Genomic DNA, 19,851 nt, shown 5'->3' with positions numbered 1-19,851 from the left:
AGCGCATTCCGGTGCGGTTATTCTTGGCCACCCCGTTGGTATACTGCTGCTCGGGGTAGTTAATAACCCACTCGCCGTTCGTGCGCCGCGTTGTGGTTCTCCTCGAAGCGGGTGCGGGTGCAGGTGCAGGTGGGGTACTGGGGTGCTGGTGCTGCCTGCTCACGCGGCATGGCCGGTGCCATGTCACGTGCCATCAGTATCTACGCCGGTTCCGGGCCGGCGTGCGCACGGGCTCTACGCCGGGTTTCCGGGGGTACGGACGGCACCGGCACCCGGTGTGGCGGCAGCGGTGCGCTGTTCGGCTGGTCAGAGGACGAATCCGGCCGGGAACGGGTCCGCGGGGTCGAGCAGGTACTGGGCCGTGCCGGTGACCCAGGCGCGGCCCGTGAAACTGGGCAGCACCGCCGGCACTCCCGCGACCTCCGTCGTGCCGAGAAGCCGGCCGGTGAAGCGGGTGCCGATGAAGGATTCGTTCACGAACTCGGTGTCCAGGGGCAGTTCACCGCGCGCGTGCAGCTGCGCCATGCGGGCGCTCGTCCCCGTGCCGCAGGGGGAGCGGTCGAACCAGCCAGGGTGGATGGCCATCGCGTGCCGCGAGTGGCGGGCGGTGGCGCCGGGCGCGTACAGGTGGACGTGGTGGCAGCCGTGGATGGACGGATCCTGCGGATGCACCGGCTCCGCCTCGGAGTTGATCGCCTCCATGAGGGACAGCCCGGCCCGTAGGATGTCGTCCTTGCGGGCCCGGTCGAAGGGCAGCCCGAACTCCTCCAACGGCAGGATGGCGTAGAAGTTCCCGCCGTACGCCAGGTCGTACGTCACCGTTCGGCCGTCGGGCAGGGTGATCTCGCGGTCCAGCGCCACGGCGAAGGACGGGACGTTGTGCAGGGTCACCGCCGTGGCCGCGCCGTCGCGGACCGCGACCTCGGCCACGACGAGCCCGGCCGGGGTGTCCAGCCGGATGGTGGTGACGGGTTCGACGACCTCGACCATGCCGGTCTCCACCAGTACGGTCGCCACTCCGATCGTGCCGTGCCCGCACATCGGCAGATAGCCGGAGACCTCGATGTACACCACCCCCCAGTCGCAGTCCGGCCGGGTCGGCGGCTGCAGGATCGCGCCACTCATCGCCGCGTGACCACGCGGCTCGTTCATCAGCAACTGCCGGACCTGATCGCGGTGTTCACGGAAGTACAGCCGCCGCTCGTTCATCGTCGCGCCCGGAATGGTGCCGATCCCGCCGGTGATCACCCGGGTGGGCATGCCCTCGGTGTGCGAGTCGACGGCGTGCAGGACGAGTCTGCTGCGCATGAAGTCCCTTTCCGTGCGGTGGGGTTACGGCTGCCGGCGGCCACAGCAGGCCACCCGGCCGGGTTACGCCAGGACCGCGGCGACGGCCTTCTCGGTGGCCGCGCGGACGGCCGCCTCCTGCTCGGGCGGCAGCGCCGCGCGAGGCGGCCGGCAGGGTCCGCCGTACCGGCCGACGACGTCCATCGACAGCTTGATGGCCTGGACGAACTCGACGCGAGAGTCCCAGCGCAGCAGCGGGTGCAACAGCCGGTACAGCGGCAGTGCGGTGGTGAGGTCCCCCGCGACGGCGGCCCGGTACAGATCCACCGAGGCGCGGGGCAGCGCGTTGGGGTAGCCGGCCACCCAGCCCTTGGCGCCCGCCACCGCCAGCTCCAGCAGGACGTCGTCCGCGCCGATCAACAGGTCGAGTTCTGGAGTGAGTTCGGCGATCCGGTAGGCGCGGCGGACGTCGCCCGAGAACTCCTTGACGCCATGGATGAGGCCCTCGCCGTGCAGCAGGGCCAGCAGTTCGGGCACGAGATCGACCTTGGTGTCGATGGGGTTGTTGTACGCGACCACCGGCAGGCCCGCCTTCGCGACCTCCGCGTAGTGCGCCACGACCGAGCGCTCGTCGGCGCGGTAGGCGTTGGGCGGCAGCAGCATCACCGCGCCGCAGCCCGCCTCGCGCGCCTGCTCGGCCCAGCGGCGGGCCTCCGCCGAACCGTACGCGGCGACCCCCGGCATCACCCGCTCCCCGCCGATCGCCGCCACCGCGGTCCGTACGACCGCGGCACGCTCCTCGGGCGTGAGCACCTGGTATTCGCCGAGCGAGCCGTTCGGTACGACGCCGTCGCAGCCGTTCGCCACCAGCCAGGCGCAGTGCTCGGCGTACCGGTCGAGGTCGACGGAGAGGTTGTCGCGGAGGGGGAGGGCGGTGGCGACGAGGACGCCGCGCCAGGGGCGGGGGGTGGTCATGTGGGGGTCTGCCTCTCTCCGGGTTCAGGTGCTGTGTGGCTGTGTGGTGGCGTGTGACATAGCACTGTGAGTGGGCGGTGGTTGGCGGGGTGACCTTCCGCGGGGAGGGTCAGGGGTTCGTCCCGGCGTCCGGTGGTGGGGGTGCGGCCAGGACTCCGAGGGGGACGGGACGGGCCAGCGGCCGTCGGCCGGGGGCGAGGTCGCAGCCCGCGACCCCCGCGACACCCGGCTCGCACATCCGGCCCTGGCACCAGCCCATTCCGGCCCGTGTCAGCAGCTTCACGGTCCGCAGATCGCCCGCGCCCAGCGAGGCGACGGCCTCCCGGACCGCACCCGCCGAGACCTCCTCGCACCGGCACACCACCGTCGCGTCGGTGACGTTCTCCGCCCACCGCACGGGCGCCGCGTACGCCCGTTCCACCTCGGCGAAGAACGCGCGCAGCCGGGCACGGTTCCGGGCGGCCGGGGCCCAGGCGCGCGGGTCGGGCGCGGTGCCGTGCAGGCGTGCCGCGGCGGAGCGGCCGGCGATGTGACCCTCGGCGAGGGACAGGTCCGCGCCGCCGATGCCGGTGGCCTCCCCGGCCGCCCACACGCCCGGGACGTCGGTACGCTGCTCGTCGTCGACGTGCACCCCGGTGCCGTCGAGGCGGCAGCCGAGTCCGCCCGCGAGGTCGGTGTGCGGCAGCAGGCCGTGTCCGACGGCGAGGGTGTCGCAGGCCAGGCGCTGTGCGGTGCCGGGCACCGGGCGGCCTTCGGAGTCGAGTGCGGCGACGGTGACGGACTCCAGCCGGTCCCGGCCGTGAGCCTCGACGACTGCCTGACGCACCATCACTGAGACGTGGTGGCGAAGGAGTTGCGCGGCGTAACCGGCCGCCTCGGCGAGTTTGGCGGGCTGAGCGGCCAGGGCACGGGCACCGCGTACCGCGTCCCGGGGGTTCGCGAAACGCCGTACGAGCGTGGCCGGGGCGGCCGACTCCACCAGGGCCGTGACGTGGGCGCCCGCCGCGGCCAGGCCCGTCGCCACGGGGAGCAGCAGCGGGCCGGTGCCGGCGACCACCACTGTGCGGCCGGGCAGCGTCAGCCCGCCCTTGAGCAGGGCCTGGGCGCCGCCCGCGGTGATCACGCCGGGCAGGGTCCAGCCGGGGAACGGCCACACCCGCTCGTAGCCGCCGGTCGCCAGCACCACCCCGTCGGCACGGACCGCCGCCGGCTCGCGCTGCTCCGAGCCGAGCAGCGCATGCACGGCGAACGCGGACCCCGCTGACTCCCTTTCCACCCACCACACATGATGGTCACTCAGATGTGTGACACGGCCGGCTGCCAGATGGGCGGCGAGGCCGTCGCGCAGGCGTACCCAGGTCCGCCACTGGTGGTGGAGGGCCTGCGGGCGACGGGCGCCCAGGCCGGGGGCGGGCTGCCGGTAGAACTGGCCACCCGGCTCCGCGGCGGAGTCGACGAGCACCACGCGCACCCCCCGCGTGGCGGCCGCCAGGGCGGCGGCGAGGCCCGCCGGACCGGCGCCGATCACCGCGAGCACCTGCCGCCGCTCAGTCATCGTGGCCCGTCCCTTCCTGCGTACGGATGTCGGCGCCCGGTGTCGCGGGGGTCAGGCAGGCCCGCAGGCCGGGGCGGCCGTCCACAGTCACCAGGCAGTCGAAGCAGACGCCGATCCCGCAGAACACCCCGCGGGGGCGCCCCTCTTCACGGGTGGTGCGCCAGGCGACGACACCCGCCGCCCACAGCGCGGCGGCCACCGTCTGCCCCGGCAGCGCCTCGATCTCCCGGCCGTCGAACGTGACGGTGAACAGTGGGCCGGGGCGGGCCCCGGCCCGTTCCAGGGGGTTCACGGCGCGGCCTCCTCGGCGAAGCGGTCGGGGCGGAACGGGCAGAGGTCCAGGTCGGGGGCCTGGCCGGTCAGCGTCTGTGCGATCAGGTGCCCGGTGCCGGTCGCCAGCCCGATGCCCGCCCCCTCGTGTCCGCAGGCGTGGAAGAGGCCCGGCGCACGCGGGTCGGGACCGATCGCCGGCAGATGGTCGGGCAGGTAGGGGCGGAAGCCGGAATAGGCGCGCATCGCCCGGACGTGCTCCAGGAACGGGAACAGACGGGTCGCCCCCGCCGCCAGCGCCCGGACGACGGGCAGGGAGAACGACCGGTCGAAACCCACCCGTTCCCGGCTCGCACCGATCAGCACGGGCCCCGCCGCCGTTCCCTCGACGACCGGCGAGGTCTGCAGGGCGGCGGAGTCACTGGCGACGTCGGCCACATAGTCGGCGGAGTACACCTTGTGCCGTACCCGGCGCGGCAACGGCTCGGTGACCAGGACGAATCCGCGGCGCGGCAGGACCGGCAGGGAGACGCCGGCGAGCGCGGCGACCTCCGCGCCCCAGGTCCCGGCCGCGTTCACCACGGAGGGCGCGAGGAGATCGCCGCGTTCGGTCCGTACGCCCCGCACGGCCCCGTCGGCGCCGCGCAGGACGCCGGTCACCTTACGGCCGGTCTCCACCCGGGCGCCCGAGGCGCGCAGCAGGTGAGCGGCGGCCAGGGTGGGCATGACCTGGGCGTCCTGGGGATACAGGACGCCACCCGCCAGGCCGGGCGCCACATACGGTTCGAGTTCACAGAGTTGATCGGCAGTGACAGGGACCGTGTCGACACCGGCGGCCCGTTGACCCGCCGCCAGCGCGGTGAGGGCGGTGAGTGCCTCCGGCGTGGAGGCGACGACGAGGCCGCCCTTGGGCTCGTACTCGATGGCGCGGCCGAAGTCCCGGTCGGGTGGACGGTCCTCGCCCGGAGGCCGGGCCTCGGTGATCTCGCGCCACAACCGGCAGGACAGCAGTGCCAGTTCCAGCTCCGGGCCCGGTTCCTTGTCGGAGACGAGGAGGTTGCCCTCGCCCGCTCCCGTCGTGCCGCCCGCCACCGGGCCACGGTCCACCACGACGACGTCCAGTCCGGCACGCACCGCGTACAGCGCGCAGGCGGCACCGATCATGCCGGCGCCGACGACCACGACGTCACAGGACGAGGACGGTTGGTTGGCCACGGCAGTAATATGTCACATGGTGCTGGCGGAGGGAACAGGCCGACGGAGCGGTCCCGTTCAGCCGAGCGGGTGTGGTTGTGGGTGTCGGTGTGGGTGCGGGTGCGCTCGTCGGTCGCTTGTCGACAGTCGACAGGGCGCCCTCGGTGCGGTGACGTACGGGGAGGCGCGGAGAGGTATGGGCGAGGGGGCTCGGCGAGTCGGCGATGGTTCAGCCGGGGATCGTTCAGCAGCCGCTGCCAGCCGCTGCCAGCCGCTGCCAGCCGCTGCCAGCCGCTGCCCGCCGCTCAGTCGAGGTTGCTCGGCGTCGGGGTCGGCGTGCGGCCGGCCTGAACCTCCTTGAGCCGCTCGGTGCCCTGCTCCGCGGCGGTCTTGGTGGTGTTCTCGTCGGCGCCGTCGAGCCCGCCGTTGGTGATCGTGATCGCGTCGTTGCCGACGCGGACGACGGCGACGTCCAGGGTGAGCGTCACCGGATCGCCGTTGGTGGTGCCCTTCATGGTCACGGTGAGACCCTGGCGGGCGTCGCCCTCCTTGGGCAGCGAGGTTTCGACGACCTGGACGGTACGGTCACCGCTGTCGCCGCCGGTCAGCGTGAACTGGTCGCAGGTCTGCGGCAGTTTCGCCAGCCAGTCCATCGACTTGTCGAGCGCGGCCTTGTCGTAGGCGGCGACCTGGTAGAGCAGCCGGGACTGGCCCTGCTGGAACCCGTTCAGCGCCGACGCCCCGGACGGACGGCCGAGCAGGGTCTCGTCGTAGAGCGAGTCCACCAGGCGCTGACAGTCGGCCGCGTCGGCCTTTCCGGTGACGAACTGGGCGGTGTCGACCTCTCCGATGAGCAGCTTGTCGCGCCAGGTTTCCGGGTCCTTGACCTGGACCCAGTTGTCCTCGATGTCCGCCGCGGTGATCAGCGCGTTACGGGCGCCGGCCTCCGAGAGGGGCGCGGCGGGTGAGGTGGTGGCGGTCGGCGAGGTGGCGCTCGCCGACGGCGTGGCGCTGACCGATCCGGTGGCGGTGGCGGTGGGGGACAGGGGCGTGGTCTGCGCGGCGAGGGGCCGCTCGGCGACCGCGGCGGCGGTCTCCGTGTCGGCCGCCGCGCCGTCGTCGCCGCTGGAACACGCCGCCGTGGCGAGCAGCGTGCCGGCAGCCATGGCGGCGGCCAGGACGCGGGCAGGGCCGGCCGGGCGGCCCCGGCGTCCGGCCGCACGGAGTGGGGAAGCGACGGGCGTGGACGCAGGGAGGGTGACCGGCTTCGGGACGACCGGGTCCGGGACGACCGGGTCCGGCGTGCGGGCAGCTGGCTTGGCCGTGCGGGGCGGGCGGCCGGTCGGGCGAGGGGTGATCACGTGTGCCTCCTGAGGACGGAAGGGGTTCCCGGCGCACGTGTGCCCCGGGCGGCTCCCACTTGCCTCCCACCGCACCACCGGCCCGCCCACGCGACCAGCGCAGCGGGTCATACGGGTGAGGGCATACTTCCCGCGCGGCGGCATGCCGTGGAAGCCTGCGGCGAGGTGCTGAGGAAGCCTGCGGCGGGGCGCCGAGGAAGCCGCGGGGACGCCGTGCGCGCCCACGGCGAGGTCCCTCCGCGGCCTCGGGGTGAGCCGGCGGCGGGGAGTAAATGCGAGGTGGCGAGGACGGTCGCCGGGGCATCATGACGACTTCCGTCGCCTTCCCACGGCGTCGGCCGAGCAGTACCGGGGGAATCCATGAGCGTTCAGAACATCCTGCTGTCCGGCGTCGTCGGCTCGACCGCCTACGGGCTCGCGCACGCCGGTTCCGACGTGGACCGACTCGGTCTGTACGCCGCGCCCACCGAGGAGTTGCACGGCCTGCACCCGCCGCAGGAGTCCCACGTCAGCACGGCACCCGACCGGACCCTGCACGAGGCCGCGAAGTGGTGCCGGCTCGCGCTCGGCGGCAACCCGACCGTCACCGAACTCGTCTGGCTGCCCGACGAGTTGTACGAGGTCCGCACCCCGCTCGGTGACGAACTCATGGACATCCGTGAGACGTTCCTGAGCGCCCGCCGGGTCCGGGACGCCTACCTCGGCTACGCCACCCAGCAGTTCCGCAGACTGCTCGGCCGTGGCGACGGCTCCTTCTCCGCGGACACGCGCAAGCGGACCGCCAAGCACGCCCGGCACCTCAAACGACTGTGCGCGCAGGGCTACGAGCTGTACACCACGGGGAAGTTGAGCATCCGCGTCGACGACCCGGAGAGCTTCCACCGGTTCGGCGAGCAGGTGGCGGACGACCCCGAGACCGCCCTTCCCCTGCTGCGCCGGTACGAGACCGCGTTCGAGGAGGCGCACAGTGTGCTGCCCGAGCAGCCCGACGAGAGGGCCGCCGACGCGTGGCTGCGCAAGGTGCGGCGGAACTTCTACCCGTCGGCGGGCCGTTCCTGAGAAACCGGTTCAGCCGGTGTTTTTGAGGGCGTTGGGAAAAACGCGTGCGCGCCCGCCCGTTCCTCCCTACACTCGGCCCATCGAGCGCCGCCCACGAACATGGCAGCGCCGCACCGCGACGAACGAGGGGAGCCCGGCCATGCGCGACCACACCGCTGCCGCTGCTCCCCGTTCCCGCTACGAGGTGATCCTCGTGTCCTCGTCCGTCCGGTGTCCGCGGCGCGGCCGACACCGGATGGTCTGACGAGACCCAGTCCCGCGACAGAGCTGCCCCGGCGACTTCCCGCCGGGGCAGCGGCTCTGTCGTCATGTCAGCTGACACCCGGCCGTCAGGTCGGCCGTCGTCCCAACTGACATGCCGGCCGACGTTCCCTGTCGGCTGACGTCCGTCACAAATAGCGCCGTCCCTTTCACGAGTCACACCCCGAAAGGCCACGGGCCGTGCGCAACAACCTCGTCCGTCACCTCGCCCCCGTCCGCAACCTGGGCATCCTCGCCCACGTCGACGCGGGCAAGACCACCGTCACGGAGCGGATCCTCTTCGCCACCGGGACCACGCACAAGCGCGGCGAGGTCCACGACGGCACGACCGTCACCGACTTCGACCCCCAGGAGCGCGACCGTGGGATCACCATCTTCGCCGCGGCCGTCAGCTGCGACTGGGGCGGTCACCGCATCAACCTGATCGACACCCCCGGGCACGTCGACTTCGCCGACGAGGTGGAACGCTCGCTGCGGGTGCTGGACGGGGCCGTCGCGGTGTTCGACGCCGTCGCGGGCGTCGAGCCGCAGAGCGAGTCCGTGTGGCGGCAGGCCGACCGGCACGGCGTGCCGAGGATCGCGTTCGTCAACAAGCTGGACCGGACCGGCGCCGACCTCGATGCGGCCGTGACGTCGATCCGGGAACGCCTGCACCCGGTCCCGCTCGTGGTCCAGCTCCCGATCGGCACCGAGGACGCCTTCGCCGGTGTCGTCGACCTGCTCCGGATGTGTGCGCTGATCTGGGACGACGGTGCCGAGACAGGCGTAGAGGGACCCGTGCCCGAGGAACTGCGGGAGGAGGCGCTGCGCCGTCGGCGGCTGCTGGAGGAAGCGGTGGCGGAACGGCATCCCGCAGCCCTGGAGGAGTTCTGCGACCGCGAGACGCTCTCGGCCGAGACGCTCGCCGAGGCCCTGCGGGACCTGACCCGCACCGGCGACGGCCTGGTCGTACTGTGCGGCTCCGCCTACCGCAACCGCGGTATCGAGCCGCTGCTCGACGCCGTGGTCGCCTATCTGCCGTCGCCCCTGGACGTGCCGCCTGTATGCGGTATGCACCAGGGCGCCGACGAACGACGGCCGGCCGATCCCGCCGCGCCGTTCGCGGCGCTCGCGTTCAAGGTCAACGCCACCCCCACCGGCAGGCTCACCTACCTGCGGGTCTACTCCGGAACGATCGAGAAGGGAGACGCGGTATGGGACGCGAGCGCCGGCCGAGGCGAGCGCGTCGGCCGGATCCTGCGGGTCCAGGCCGACCGGCACGCCCAGCTGGACCGGGCGGTCGCCGGGGACATCGTGGCCGTGATCGGGCTCAAGGCGGCCCGCGCGGGATCGACCCTGTGCGCGCCGGACGCCCCACTGGTCCTCGAACCGCCCGGGGTCGCCGACCCCGTCGTCTCCGTGGCGGTCGAGCCGCGGCGCGGCACCGACGCCGACCGGCTGGCCTCGGCCCTGGCCCGGCTGGCCGAGGAGGACCCGTCGCTCACGGTACGCACCGACGCCGAGACCGGCCAGACCGTGCTCTCGGGCATGGGTGAACTGCACCTGGAGGTCGCGGTGGAGAAGATCCGCCGTGCCCTGGGCCTGGAGGTCAACGTCGGCCGGCCGCGCGTCACCTATCGGGAGACGGTGGGCCGCGGCGTGTCCGCACTGGTCTTCCGTCACGTCAAACAGGACGGCGGCGCAGGACAGTTCGCGCATGTCGTGCTCGATGTGGAGCCGCTGGAGGACGGTTTCGAGGACGGGTTCGAGTTCCGGTCCGCCGTGGTCGGCGGACGGGTGCCGCAGGAGTACGTCCGTGCCGTCGAGGCCGGCTGCCGGGACGCCCTCGCCGAGGGTCCCCTCGGCGGGCACGCGGTGACCGGACTGCGGGTCACGCTGACCGACGGGGCGACCCATGTGAAGGACTCCTCCGAGATGGCCTTCCGCACGGCGGGCCGGCTCGGTCTTCGCGAGGCCCTGCGGGCCTGCACGATGGTGTTGCTGGAACCGGTTGTGGAAGTCACGGTCACGGTGCCCGAGGACGCCGTGGGCGGAGTCCTCGGTGACCTCGCCGCCCGGCGCGGCCGGGTAACCGGTTCCGAGGTGCGCGGCGGCGCGGCCGTGGTGACCGCCACCGTGCCGCTCGCGGAGCTGTTCGGCTACGCCACCCGGCTGCGCAGCCGCACCCAGGGCCGCGGCACCTTCACGACCCGGCCGACGGGGTACGCCCCGGCGCCGGCGGCGCTGACGACGGCACCGTAGGACGGCCCGTACGACCCGGGGGGGGCACACCCTCCGGGGCGTACGCGTGAAAGCGGCGTCGAAACGGGTGGACGGAGGCGGCGTCGAAACGGGTGACGAAGGCGGTGCCGGAAACGGTCGCGAAAGCGGTACCGGAAACCGCAGGTGAAAGCGGTACCGGAAACGGTCGTGAAGGCGGTTCCGGAAACCGTCGGCGAAGGCGGTTCCGGAAACGGTCGTGAACGTGGTTCCGGAAACCGCAGCGAAGGCGGTTTCCGGCAGCTTCCGGCAGCCCCCGTAGTCCCGCCGCAGCCCGCCGCCGAGTTGCACAACCCTTGTCGAAACTCTTGACGCCGCTCGCTTCCGGGGTTTAAATCACGCTCTAAATTAAGCCTTGATGACAGACCGGGAGCCGACCCATGCGCACCATCCGAGCCGCGGCCGCAGGCGCCGTCGTGATGTCACTCGCCCTGGCCGTGACGGCCTGCGGCGGCGGATCGTCGACGGACGGGAGCGGGTCCGACGACTCGCCGAAGGAACTGACGTACTGGGCGTCCAACCAGGGCGCCAGCATCGAGATCGACAAGAAGGTCCTCCAGCCGGAACTCGACAAGTTCGAGAAGGAGACCGGGATCAAGGTGAAGCTGGAGGTCGTGCCCTGGTCCGACCTGCTCAACCGGATCCTCACCGCCACCACCTCCGGGCAGGGCCCCGACGTCCTGAACATCGGCAACACCTGGTCGGCCTCGCTCCAGGCGACCGGCGGACTGCTGCCCTGGGACGACGCGAACTTCGCCAAGATCGGCGGCAGGGACCGCTTCGTGGAGTCGGCGCTCGGCTCCACGGGCGCGCAGGGCAAGGACCCGGCCGCGGTGCCGCTGTACTCGATGGCGTACGCGCTCTACTACAACAAGGACATCCTCGCCGACGCCGGGATGTCCCAGCCACCGGCCACCTGGGACCAGTTGGTCGCCGACGGCAAGAAGATCCAGGCCAAGGGCAAGCAGGTTCTGGGCGCCGAGGGAGCGAACGTCTCCGAGAACGTCCACCACGTCTTCACCTTCGCCAAGCAGCACGGCGCGGACTTCTTCACCGCCGACGGCAAGCCCGCCTTCACCTCCGACGGGGCGGTGAGCGCCGTCAAGCAGTACGTCGACCTGATGGCGAAGGACAAGGCCATCCCGCAGGGCAACGCCGAGTACGCGCAGAACCAGTCCGTGAGCGACTTCGCCAAGGGCAGGACGGCGTTCCTGCTCTGGCAGTCGGCCTCCGCCAACCTCAAGTCCCAGGGCATGGACGAGGACGAGTACGGCATCGCTCCCGTGCCCGTGCGGTCCGGCACCCCCGGTACCGGCGCACAGGTCAACTCGATGGTGGCCGGCATCAACCTGGCCGTCTTCAAGAACACCGACAACCTCGACGGCGCCACTAAGTTCGTGAAGTTCATGACGAGCGACGAGGAGCAGAAGATCCTCAACAAGGCCTACAGCTCCATCCCGCCGGTCGCCGCCGCACAGGCGGACCCGGCCTTCAACACCCCCGCCAACGCCGTCCTGAAGGACACCCTCGCCAAGAGTGCCGCCGCACTGCCGCAGGTCGCCGACGAGTCGCAGTTCGAGACGGTGGTCGGTACGGCCGTCAAGGAGCTGTTCGCCGAAGCGGCCGCCGGACGGGCGGTGACCACCGAGTCGGTGAAGGCCCGCCTGGAGAAGGCCCAGCAGCAGATGCCGACGAAGTGAGCGTGATGACGACCACGGTCACCGAGCAGGCCGCCGTGCGCAAGGAGGCCCCCGGGGCGGCGGACGGCCCCCGCCGCCGCCCCGGGCGGATCCGCCGTATCGGACTGCCCTACCTGCTGCTTCTGCCCGCCCTGATTCTCGAACTCCTCGTCCACCTGGTGCCGATGGTCATCGGTATCGTGATGAGCTTCAAGGAACTCACCCAGTTCTACATCCGCGACTGGGGCACCGCCCCCTGGGCCGGACTCGACAACTACGCGATGTCGGTGGACTTCAACGCCCCTGTCGGCGAAGCACTGTTGCACTCGTTCCTGGTCACCGTCGCCTTCACCCTGCTGTCGGTGGGCCTGTGCTGGCTGATCGGCACGGCCGCGGCGATCTCCATGCAGGACACGTTCCGCGGCCGCGGCCTGCTGCGCGCCCTGTTCCTGGTGCCGTACGCCCTGCCGGTCTACGCGGCCGTCATCACCTGGGTGTTCATGTTCCAGCACGACAACGGCCTGGTGAACCACGTCCTGCACGACCAGCTGCACCTCACCGACAAGCCGTCGTTCTGGCTGATCGGCGACAACAGTTTCTACGCGTTGCTCACCGTTTCCGTGTGGAAGGGCTGGCCGTTCGCCTTCCTCATCGTCATGGCGGGCCTGCAGAACATTCCGCGTGAGCTGTACGAGGCGGCGGCCCTGGACGGTGCCGGCGTGTGGCAGCAGATGCGCCGGATCACCCTGCCCTCGCTGAGCGCGGTGAACCAGGTCCTGGTCCTGGTGCTGTTCCTGTGGACGTTCAACGACTTCAACACGCCCTACGTCCTGTTCGGCAAGGCCGCCCCGGAGGCCGCCGACCTCGTCTCGGTCCACATCTACCAGGCGTCGTTCGTCACCTGGAACTTCGGCGCGGGTTCCGCGATGTCGGTCCTGTTGCTGCTGTTCCTGCTGCTCGTGACCGGCGTGTACCTCGCCGTCACCTCGCGCGGACGGAGGCCCGCCGATGCCTGACCTTCACCGGGTGACACCTCGCTCGCCCATGGCGCCGCCGCGTTCGTTCCTGTGGTTCCGGCGGATCTTCCTCACCCTGCTCAGCGGCTTCGTCCTGGTGCCGGTGTACGTGATGATCTCCAGTTCCCTGAAGCCCCTCGCCGACGTCTCGGGGACGTTCCGCTGGCTGCCGAGCGACCTGACGATACGGCCGTACATCGACATCTGGTCGACCGTGCCGCTCGCCCGCTACTTCGTGAACTCGCTGATCGTGGCGGGCGCGGCCACGGTCTGCTCGGTGGTGATCGCGGTGTTCAGCGCCTACGCGGTGAGCCGCTACGACTTCCGCGGAAAGCGCACGTTCACGGTTACCGTCCTGTCCACGCAGATGTTCCCCGGCATCCTCTTCCTCCTCCCGCTGTTCCTCCTCTACGTCAACATCGGCAACGCCACCGGCATCGCCCTGTTCGGCTCGCGCGGTGGACTGATCCTGACGTACCTCACCTTCTCCCTCCCCTTCTCCATCTGGATGCTGATCGGCTACTTCGACTCGGTGCCGCGCGACCTGGACGAGGCGGCACTGGTGGACGGCTGCGGCCCGCTCGGGGCGCTGTTCCGCGTCGTCGTGCCGGCCGCGATCCCCGGCATCGTCGCGGTCGCCGTCTACGCCTTCATGACCGCCTGGGGCGAGGTGCTGTTCGCGTCCGTCATGACCAACGACACCACGCGCACCCTCGCCGTCGGACTCCAGGGCTACTCCACCCTCAACGACGTGTACTGGAACCAGATCATGGCCGCCTCGCTGGTCGTCAGCGTGCCCGTGGTGGCCGGCTTCCTCCTCCTGCAGCGCTACCTCGTGGCCGGCCTGACGGCGGGAGCGGTGAAGTGAGCAACCTCCTTGATGGTGAAAGGACTTCAGTGACCATCGATTTCGCCGCACTCCCGCACGACTTTCTGTGGGGCACGGCCACCTCGGCCTACCAGATCGAGGGAGCCGTGGCGGAGGACGGCCGTTCGCCGTCGATCTGGGACACCTTCTCGCACACCCCGGGAAAGATCACAGGCGACGACCACGCCGACATCGCCTGCGACCACTACCACCGCTGGCGCGAGGACATCGCCCTGATGCGCCGACTGGGCACGAACGCCTACCGGATGTCGATCGCCTGGCCGCGCGTGATGCCCGGCGGAGACGGCCCGGCCAACCCCAAGGGCCTCGCGTTCTATGACGAGTTGATCGACACGCTGCTGGCCGCCGGCATCACCCCGTCGGTCACCCTCTACCACTGGGACCTGCCGCAGGTGCTCCAGGACCGCGGCGGCTGGCCCGAGCGCGACACCGCCGAGCACTTCGCCGCGTACGCCTCGGTGGTCGCCGCACGGCTGGGCGACCGGGTCTCCCAGTGGACCACCCTCAACGAACCGCTGTGCTCGGCGTGGATCGGCCACCTCGAAGGCACGATGGCCCCCGGACTGACCGACCTGACAGCCGCCGTACGCGCTTCCTACCATCTCCTCCTCGGCCACGGTCTTGCCGTACAGGCGATCCGCGCGGCGGCCCCGGGCGCCGAGGTCGGCATCGTCAACAACCTCTCCACCGTCCACCCCGCGAGCGACCGGCCCGAGGACCTCGCCGCCGCCCGCCGGATGGACGGCCACACCAACCGCTGGTGGCTCGACCCGGTCCACGGCCGCGGCTTCCCGGCCGACATGCGCGAGGTGTACGGCGTCGAACTCCCTGAACGGGCAGGCGACTTGGAGGCCATCGCCGCACCGCTCGACTGGCTGGGCCTGAACTACTACTTCCCGGCGACCGTCACCGACGATCCCCGGGGGCCCGCCCCGTACGCCCGTTCCGTACGCCGCGACGGCGTCCCGCGCACCGGCATGGACTGGGAGGTCGACCCGAGCGGCATCGAGGCACTGCTGCTGCGCCTGACCGACGAGTACGGCGCCCGCCGCCTGTATGTCACGGAAAACGGTTCCGCCTATCCGGACGTCGTCCGCCCCGACGGCACCGTCGACGACCCCGAGCGCCAGGCCTACCTCACCGGGCACCTCGCGGCCTGCGCCTCCGCCGCCCGCAAAGGGGCCCCGCTCGCCGGGTACTTCGCCTGGTCGCTGCTGGACAACTTCGAGTGGGCGTACGGCTACGACAAGCGGTTCGGCCTGGTCCACGTCGACTACCGCACCCAGACCCGCACGATCAAGGGCACCGGGCGCCACTACGCGGACATCATCCGCAGACACCGGGAGGGGGTGGCGAGGGCCGCCTGAAGGAGCAGGGGGCGCGGTAGGGCGTGCGGCTGCGAGTACGGGCGGTCCGAGCCGGAAGGGACGGCCGCCCCGCCGCCCCGCCGGCACGGGTTCGCGGCCCCGTCGCGCCGTACCGGGTCGGCGTCCTGCCGCCCTCTGGGCGGACGGCCCACCTCCGGGGGCGGGCGGTCGGCCCGGTCAGACGGCCTGGGCCACGACAAGTACGAGGACGACGAGGACGACGACCGCCGCCACGGCCAGACGGACCTTCCACCGGCCCTCCTCCGACAGCCGCCGCACGACGTCCAGCCGTCCCTCGGCGTTCCGGAAGACGTAGAACTCCAGGTTGCCGGAGCCGGACGGCGTCGCCTTGACGACCATGAGCCGCTGGATGGCGACCTGACGTGCCATCTCCCTCTTCCCTCGGCGAAGGTGCGGTTCCAGGGCGGCGCGGTGGGCGGTGGAGAGGTCGTCGGGAAGCGGACCGTCGCCGAGCCGGTCCTGGTGCCAGCCCCCCGAACCCAGCTCCGTCGCCACCCGCCGGGGCCGCGGGACGGGAGACGTCACCTCCTCGGCCCGCGAGGTCCACTTGATCTGTCCCGCCGTCCAGGACGTCAGGTTCCCGTGCCCCTCACAGGTGGCGCACCGCACGGTGCCCGTACGTGCGCACGGCTTGCAGGGGATGCGCCCGCTCGCCTTGCAGTCGGTGCATCTGACCTTCCCCCACCCCCGGCACCCGGGGCAGGCGCTGTCGGGTGAGTGGCAGCCCTCGCAGGTCACCCGCTCGTCGGGCCGGACGGCCCGGCCCTGTTTGGGTGGCCGGGGCGGGGTGCCGGGCAGGCCGCCGTGGCTGAGGTGGTGCGTGCACGCGGCGACGCCCTGGCACACGGCGCACACCTGGGCGGGCTCGCACGGGCGGTACGTCATGCCGTTGCAGTCGGCACATCGGCGCCGGCCGTTGCCGCAGTCGCAGGACCTGAGATGCACCGTGCCGCGCCTGACCAGGTCCAGCGGCTGGTCGAGGGGCGTCTCGTGCGGGCCGAGCTTGTAGTCGTCGAGCACGTCGTAGAGGGGACGCTGCGAGAGCTCGACGGTGCCGGGCCGGTGCCGCGTCTCCTCGGTGCGGTCCTCGACACTGCGGGTGACGGTGCCCTCGAGGAGGTGCACGCGGGTGAGGATGAAGTCCGTGGGAGACGGACCGGGACGCTCTTTCCCGCCGCGCGTCAGGAACGCGTCGAGCGCCGCACGCACTTCGTCGTCGGTCGGATCCACTGCTGCCACCGCGAAACCCACTCCCCCCAAGTCGCCGCGTCCCGCCCGTGATACGGGCCGGGCCGGAGCCGAGCGGCACCAGTGTGACGGGACGGGGGCCGTCGCAGAAGAGGGCGAAGGGGAACGACCGGGAAGTCCCGCCAACGGTTCTTGGCCGCGGCGTTGTTGACAGTGCGTCCGTGCCGGGAAACTGGTGTGCGGTGACGGCGTTCGTCGTCAGCGGATGTCATGGCCGGGGTGCGTCCGGTCGTATGCGTGCCGTGCTTGCGCGATGTCCGCACGGTGGGCGAGGGACCAGTCGGCGAGTGACTTGACCAGGTGGGTCAGGCCGGCTCCGGTCTCGGTCAGGCGGTAGTCGACCTGGGCCGGGACGGTCGGGTACACGGTGCGCAGCACGAGGCCGTCGCGTTCGAGCCTGCGGACGGTGAGGGTCAGCATGCGCTGGGAGATGCCGTCGATGGCGCGCTGCAGTTCGCGGAACCGGCGGGGTCCACCCGCGAGCTCAACGATCACGAGTACCGACCACTTGTCACCGATGCGGTCCAGGACGTCGCGGATGCCGCAGTCGGGGTGCTCTTCGCGGCCGCAGGGGTCGAGGTCGGCGGGGGTGGTTACCCCGGTGTGCGTGAGTGACATCGAACTGCCTTCTTGTAGCCGGCGGGCATGCGATCAAGGATCAAGCGTAGTTACCGATGAGAACCACGACCGAAGGCAGCGATTGACATGATCTTGGTGACCGGAGCAAACGGGAACCTCGGCTCGGCCACCCTTACGGCGCTGCGCGCCGGCGGCGCCGCTGCGACGGGCGGCAGCCGCACGCCGGGCGAGGGGATGCGGCACCTCGACTTCGACGACCACGCGAGCCTCGACCTCACCGGGGTGTCGACCCTGGTGCTGATTTCCGCCGGTTACGCCGAGGACGACCAGGTCGTCGGGCGGCACGCCGCGCTTGTGGACGCCGCCGTGCGTGACGGCGTGGACCACGTCGTGTACACGAGCCTGACCACGGCCGGCGACCATCTCGGCTTCGCGCCGGCGCACCGTGCCACCGAGCGCCTGGTGCGAGCGAGCGGATTGCCGTGGACGATCCTGCGCAACGGCCTGTACGCCGAACTCTTCGGCGGCCTGCTGCTGTGGGCCGACGACGGCGTGGAGTCCGCGTTCGGCGACGGTGCCCTGGCGGCGGTCGCGCGGGAGGATCTCGCCGACGTGGCGGCGGTCGTCGCTGCGAATCCGGCCCCGCATCGTGAGCGGGTCTATGACCTTGTCGGTGCGCCGATCACCGCGGGGCAGGTGGCCGACCGGCTCGGGGTCCCGCACCGCACCATCGGGCTGGGCGAGTACCGGCGCAGGCTCCTCGATGAGACGCCGGGGCTCCTGCCGTTCCAGCCGCCCATGCTCGTTTCGATCGCCACGGGCATCCGACATGGCTTCCTCGACGGCACCGCTCCCGACCTCACGGATCTTCTCGGCCGCCCGGTCAGCGATCCACTGGCCAAGGCCGTCACGGCCGCGTCCGCCGCACGGCCGGAAGCAAGCCACTAGCGGCTCCTGGTACGACTCGCGGTCAGGGACTCGCGGTCGGGGACTCGCAGACATGGACTGGACTCGGGCATGGATGCGGACGTGGACTCGGACTCGGGCATGGGCACGGGCACGGGCACAGGCATGGGCACGGACCTCAGAACTTCCTGGTTGCGTCATGGGTTTGCCTCGTCCTGCTTGCGCTGCGAAGCTCCCGGGCATGCCTACCTTCTCCGCATCCGACGGAACCTCGCTCGTCTTTCACACCGACGGAGAGGGGCCGCCGCTGGTCTGTCTCCCGGGCGGGCCGATGCGCGCCTCGTCCTACCTGGCGGACCTCGGCGGGCTGACCGCCCACCGGCGGCTGATCCGGCTCGATCTGCGCGGGACCGGGGACTCCGCGACTCCCCGGGACCCGACGTCGTACCGCTGCGACCGGCTCGTCGACGACGTCGAGGCGCTGCGAGTCCACCTGGGGGTGGAGCAGATGGACTTGCTGGGGCATTCCGCCGGGGCGAACATCGCCGTGCGGTACGCGGCTCGACACCCGGACCGGATCGCGCGGCTGCTGCTGGTCACGCCCAGCGTCATGGCCGTCGACATCGAGATCACGCCGGAGGACCGTCTCGCGACCGTCCGCCGGCGGGAGGGCGAGCCGTGGTTCGCCGACGCCTACGCGGCCCTGGAGGAGATCACTCAAGGCAGGGCGACACCCGAACGGTGGGAGGCCATCGCACCGTTGTGGTACCGGCGTTGGGACGAGACGGCTCAGGCGCTCCAGGCGGCCGACGCCGAGGAGAAGAACCAGGAAGCGGTTCCCGTCTTCGCCGGGGAGGGCGCCTTCGACCCGGCGGCAACCCGCGCGGCGCTCGCCGAACTGGGGGCACCTGTACTGCTGATAGCCGGTGAGGTGGACGTGGCCGGGCCACCACGGGCCATGGCCGAGTTCGCCGGACTGTTTCCCAGTGCCGAGTTGGTCGTCCAGGCAGCGGGGTCACACCACCCGTGGGTGGACGACCCGGCCCACTTCGTCAGGACGGTCAACGAGTTTCTGGGCTGATCCGGATGCCGTGGAGGAGGAGCGGGCGGGCTGATCCTCCGGCCCGTGGATGAAGAAAGGGCAAGTTGCCGTGGAGTGGCGCGCGCCGTCGCCCTCGCGAGGTCCGTACCGGGGGAGCGACCGAGCCGTGTCGGCGGGCCGGAGACCGGGGACTCCCGCGCCGGAGTGTCGTCACACGTCCGGGTGACGATTCCTGGTGCGGGCACGCTCCGGACCGGCGGCCCGTTTGATCCAGCGACGAGGCCGTCTCGGTCACGTTCGTCGCATTGATCGCGGACACCACGGGGGCACACATGAGTCTGACGTTCCAGCGCAACCCGGACGGCACGACCACCGGTCGCAACGAAGGGTCGGGTCTCACCGTGACCCATGTCGACGCCGAAGAGGTCAAGCGGCGGCTGTACGAGGACGCGGGGTGGGAGTACACGCCGCCGCCGTCTCCGGTCCCGCCGGGCTTCCACCGGTTCTCGCTGGTGCACGAGGAGTTCGAAGCCGCCGGTTTCGCGGACGAGCGATACGCAGGGCTGCGGGCGCGTCCGCCGGAGGGCTGTGTACCGGTCGACCGGGGCTGCCTCGCCCTGGAGTGCGAGCGTCCTGGGCGGACGCTCCTGGACGCGGTCGCGGGGACCGTCGCGGAGATCCGTCGTGAGCACGGGCTGGTGATGAACAGCGCGGGTGTCGATAAGCCGCAGGAGTGGCTCGGGGACGACCCGGACGGGCACCCAGGGAAGACCGTCGCGCAACTCGTGCTGATGGCCGTTCATCGCGCCCGTCTGCTCGGATACGGGCGCAGAGACCTGGTCCGGCTCATCGACGCGACGGGGGTCGAGTAGCAGGGCAGGCG

The 19,851-nt window shown here is 71.5% G+C and carries 17 protein-coding genes; 9 read left to right on the top strand and 8 right to left on the bottom strand.

From position 1 onward, the window contains the following. Positions 1-306: 306 nt before the first annotated feature. From P1P75_RS27340 to P1P75_RS27315, 6 genes are all read right to left on the bottom strand, one after another. A complete protein-coding gene (locus P1P75_RS27340; protein WP_319260120.1) occupies positions 307-1,308 on the bottom strand; it encodes a proline racemase family protein in 1,002 nt (333 codons plus the stop codon). Between the two features lie 63 nt (positions 1,309-1,371). Continuing rightward, a complete protein-coding gene (locus P1P75_RS27335; RefSeq protein WP_319260117.1) occupies positions 1,372-2,262 on the bottom strand; it encodes a dihydrodipicolinate synthase family protein in 891 nt (296 codons plus the stop codon). A 109-nt stretch (positions 2,263-2,371) separates the two neighbouring features. After that, positions 2,372-3,817: an FAD-dependent oxidoreductase gene (locus P1P75_RS27330; RefSeq protein ID WP_319260113.1), complete on the bottom strand. Its 1,446-nt coding sequence runs from the start codon at positions 3,815-3,817 to the stop codon at positions 2,372-2,374. Further along, on the bottom strand, positions 3,810-4,109 hold the full coding sequence (locus P1P75_RS27325) for a (2Fe-2S)-binding protein (protein WP_319260110.1): 300 nt from the start codon (positions 4,107-4,109) through the stop codon (positions 3,810-3,812). Before P1P75_RS27325 ends, P1P75_RS27330 begins: the two co-directional genes overlap by 8 nt. Next, entirely contained in the window at positions 4,106-5,302 is a 1,197-nt protein-coding gene (locus P1P75_RS27320; protein ID WP_319260107.1) for an FAD-binding oxidoreductase, read from the bottom strand. The genes P1P75_RS27325 and P1P75_RS27320 overlap by 4 nt, the downstream gene beginning before the upstream one ends. A 284-nt stretch (positions 5,303-5,586) precedes the next feature. After that, on the bottom strand, positions 5,587-6,447 hold the full coding sequence (locus P1P75_RS27315; RefSeq protein ID WP_319260126.1) for a hypothetical protein: 861 nt from the start codon (positions 6,445-6,447) through the stop codon (positions 5,587-5,589). 555 nt (positions 6,448-7,002) lie between these two features. On the opposite strand from P1P75_RS27315, the gene P1P75_RS27310 reads away from it, so the two are divergent. From P1P75_RS27310 to P1P75_RS27285, 6 genes are all read left to right on the top strand, one after another. Then, positions 7,003-7,701 (top strand): nucleotidyltransferase domain-containing protein, encoded by a 699-nt coding sequence (locus tag P1P75_RS27310; RefSeq protein WP_319260104.1) that lies wholly within the window; start codon positions 7,003-7,005, stop codon positions 7,699-7,701. Positions 7,702-8,142: 441 nt separating this feature from the next. Next, positions 8,143-10,203, top strand: a complete 2,061-nt coding sequence (fusA, locus tag P1P75_RS27305; protein WP_319260101.1) for an elongation factor G — start codon at positions 8,143-8,145, stop codon at positions 10,201-10,203. A 398-nt stretch (positions 10,204-10,601) separates the two neighbouring features. Then, positions 10,602-11,921: a sugar ABC transporter substrate-binding protein gene (locus P1P75_RS27300; RefSeq protein WP_319260099.1), complete on the top strand. Its 1,320-nt coding sequence runs from the start codon at positions 10,602-10,604 to the stop codon at positions 11,919-11,921. A 5-nt stretch (positions 11,922-11,926) separates the two neighbouring features. Continuing rightward, positions 11,927-12,916 carry a sugar ABC transporter permease gene (locus P1P75_RS27295; RefSeq protein WP_319260096.1) on the top strand — a complete coding sequence of 330 codons (990 nt, stop codon included), beginning with the start codon at positions 11,927-11,929 and terminating at the stop codon, positions 12,914-12,916. Positions 12,917-12,944: 28 nt separating this feature from the next. Beyond that, entirely contained in the window at positions 12,945-13,784 is an 840-nt protein-coding gene (locus P1P75_RS27290; protein WP_319260123.1) for a carbohydrate ABC transporter permease, read from the top strand. A gap of 29 nt (positions 13,785-13,813) precedes the next feature. Further along, positions 13,814-15,172 carry a GH1 family beta-glucosidase gene (locus P1P75_RS27285; RefSeq protein ID WP_319260093.1) on the top strand — a complete coding sequence of 453 codons (1,359 nt, stop codon included), beginning with the start codon at positions 13,814-13,816 and terminating at the stop codon, positions 15,170-15,172. Positions 15,173-15,349: 177 nt separating this feature from the next. Here P1P75_RS27285 and P1P75_RS27280 read toward each other — a convergent pair whose 3' ends face one another. Together P1P75_RS27280 and P1P75_RS27275 are read right to left on the bottom strand one after the other, a co-directional pair. Then, positions 15,350-16,432, bottom strand: a complete 1,083-nt coding sequence (locus P1P75_RS27280) for a hypothetical protein (protein WP_319260090.1) — start codon at positions 16,430-16,432, stop codon at positions 15,350-15,352. A 207-nt stretch (positions 16,433-16,639) separates the two neighbouring features. Beyond that, positions 16,640-17,059 carry a helix-turn-helix domain-containing protein gene (locus tag P1P75_RS27275; protein WP_319260087.1) on the bottom strand — a complete coding sequence of 140 codons (420 nt, stop codon included), beginning with the start codon at positions 17,057-17,059 and terminating at the stop codon, positions 16,640-16,642. Positions 17,060-17,146: 87 nt separating this feature from the next. On the opposite strand from P1P75_RS27275, the gene P1P75_RS27270 reads away from it, so the two are divergent. The 3 genes from P1P75_RS27270 to P1P75_RS27260 all read left to right on the top strand — a co-directional run bounded on the left by P1P75_RS27270 (position 17,147) and on the right by P1P75_RS27260 (position 19,840). Further along, a complete protein-coding gene (locus P1P75_RS27270) occupies positions 17,147-17,968 on the top strand; it encodes an NmrA family NAD(P)-binding protein (RefSeq protein ID WP_319260084.1) in 822 nt (273 codons plus the stop codon). 199 nt (positions 17,969-18,167) lie between these two features. Beyond that, the gene (locus P1P75_RS27265; RefSeq protein WP_319260082.1) at positions 18,168-19,007 is read left to right on the top strand and encodes an alpha/beta hydrolase; all 840 of its coding nucleotides are present in this window, start codon (positions 18,168-18,170) and stop codon (positions 19,005-19,007) included. A 293-nt stretch (positions 19,008-19,300) separates the two neighbouring features. Next, complete coding sequence (locus P1P75_RS27260; RefSeq protein WP_319260080.1) at positions 19,301-19,840, top strand: hypothetical protein; 540 nt, start codon at positions 19,301-19,303, stop codon at positions 19,838-19,840. Positions 19,841-19,851 lie beyond the last annotated feature (11 nt).

Origin of the sequence: Streptomyces sp. ID05-39B (assembly GCF_033794725.1) — a bacterium.
In the GTDB taxonomy this organism is placed as follows: domain Bacteria; phylum Actinomycetota; class Actinomycetes; order Streptomycetales; family Streptomycetaceae; genus Streptomyces; species Streptomyces bobili.
This window is presented reverse-complemented; position numbering and strand designations above follow the sequence as displayed.